Source organism: Thiolapillus sp. (genome assembly GCF_048562965.1).
Classification (GTDB): Bacteria; Pseudomonadota; Gammaproteobacteria; order Chromatiales; family Chromatiaceae; genus Thiolapillus; species Thiolapillus brandeum_A.
The window spans coordinates 1-2,044 of sequence record NZ_JBHNMF010000556.1; the positions used below are offsets into that span (position 1 = coordinate 1).

At 43.4% G+C, this 2,044-nt stretch carries 3 protein-coding genes; 2 read left to right on the forward strand and 1 reads right to left on the reverse strand.

Translation table 11 applies throughout. The features are described from left to right. Both ACOCD2_RS17610 and ACOCD2_RS17615 read left to right on the forward strand, forming a co-directional pair. On the forward strand, positions 1 to 189 hold a 189-nt coding region (locus tag ACOCD2_RS17610), incomplete at its 5' end, for a transposase (protein ID WP_293650107.1). Positions 190 to 195: 6 nt separating this feature from the next. Continuing rightward, entirely contained in the window at positions 196 to 1,695 is a 1,500-nt protein-coding gene (locus ACOCD2_RS17615; protein WP_293653019.1) for a TIR domain-containing anti-phage reverse transcriptase, read from the forward strand. Positions 1,696 to 1,807: 112 nt separating this feature from the next. Here the strand turns inward: ACOCD2_RS17615 and ACOCD2_RS17620 are convergent. Continuing rightward, positions 1,808 to 2,044 (reverse strand): hypothetical protein (locus tag ACOCD2_RS17620; protein WP_293675326.1); only part of this gene is annotated, 237 nt, incomplete at its 5' end.

A 2,044-nucleotide genomic window follows, 5' to 3' on the forward strand; every position in this document is an offset into this window, starting at 1 on the left:
AAAAATTCAATAACGGGAACATTTCATTCTGTGAGCCTCAAGCATGTTCCCAGGTATCTTGCAGAGTTTGAATATCGGTTCAATCGACGATTTCAATTGGATGACATGATTGAGCGACTCGCCTGCGTTGGCCTCAGGACGCCGCCCATGCCGTATCGTTTCTTACGAATGGCTGAGATTGGTGGGTAATCAAGTTTGTCTAAGCTCCAATTCCAGTTAGTTAAATCTGCTGAAGATGCGTCCGCCCAAATTGTCGGTGCTCAAACCGCCGAAGATATTGCGAATCTCTTGGAGGTTCCCGAAAGGCAGTTACTCCATATTCTTTATGCTTATCCCAACGAGAAAAAGTACAACTCTTTCGAGATTGAGAAAAAGAATGGTGGGTTTCGCCACATTAAGGCCGCAAAAGGTGGTTTGAGAGCACTACAGGGAAAACTGGCTCCGATATTAGTTTCACATTACAAGCCAAGAAATCCTGTACATGGATTTTTAAAAGGACGAAGCATTGTTACCAATGCAAAGCAACATAAGAGAAAGCGCTATGTGTTAAATATCGATCTCAAAAACTTCTATGAGTCAATTAATTTTGGACGAGTAATTGGGTTATTTAAAGCGAAGCCTTTTAATATGGGAAAAAAGGCTGCTGCGGTTGCAGCCCACATGTGCATATTCGAAAACAGCCTGCCCCAAGGTGCTGCAACATCGCCAGTAATCTCCAATTATATTGCTTCTGAGTTAGATAGAAGATTATCTTGCCTCGCAAGAAGATATAAACTCACTTATACGCGATACGCTGATGATATTACCTTCTCCTCCAATAATAGAAAATTCCCTGAAAAAATAGCATTTTTCGATGGAAACAACGCTATAACAAATAAATGTCATGTCGGTTCAATTTTAGAAAAATCCATACGAGATTGTGGATTTTCCATAAATCACAGAAAAACTCGCCTACAAATATGTGGCGTAAGGCAAGGCGTTACTGGGTTAACCGTAAACGAATTCCCTAACGTGCGTCGCACATACGTGCGTAATATTCGGGCGTTATTGCATGCTTGGAGAAAGTACGGCCCAGACAAAGCAGAAAGCGTTTACCGAAGCAAGTATGCCAAGAATAAGTCGCGTTTAACTGACAGTGAAAAGCATTATTTCAAGGAGACTCTGTATGGAATGCTCGCATTTCTGAATATGGTCAAAGAAGAAGATGCGCTATACCTAAAACTATGTTTGCAAGCAGCGGAACTTGATAACGACCCACCAGAACGAATTCAAAACATGAAGAAAAAGTACAAAATGTACGATGTATTCATATCCCATGCCAGCGAAGATAAATCTGATATTGTTTTGCCAATATATGAGGCATGCAAATCAAAGAATCTAAATGTGTTTTACGACGATGAAGAATTAGAGTGGGGAGACTCGCTCACTGAAGTATTAAATCGTGCGCTAGGTAAGAGCAAGCTATTTCTAGCAGTACTATCTGCTAATTCTATTAATAAAACATGGCCCAGAAAAGAAATCAATGTAGCCTTGTCTCTTCGGGTCGAAGGAAAACAGAAGTTTCTTCCTTTGATAGTCGGGTCGCCCAACATGAGTGGCTTAGCCTTAACTAGCGATCTTTTGCACATTACTTGGAATGATAACCCAGAAGAAATCGCCAATGAACTCATTGCCGCGCTGAAAAAATTTTCCTAACGACCTGGTCCCATATGATTATACCCAAAAGTTGTTCGGCGGAAGCATCTTCTTCAGAAGCGCTTCTTTCCGCTCTCTCGGGTGACTCATTTCCTACTCTCTCTGCCCACTCTCAATGATTATTGAAGTCCCATTCTACCGCTGCCAGCCATGGAGAGCGAAGCGAAGCGAAGGCTGGTAGACCCCAGTAGACGCGAGGCCGCACTGCTTCCCGTCGTGCGCATAGCGCCAGAGGGGAAGAAAAGTAGGCATCCAAACGTGGCGTCCAGTCATTGGGAGGCAAGTACGGAGCAGCAACGAGCTTGCGAAGTTGTTGCGTAGTGCTTGGTGACCAGGACGGCTGGGGCAC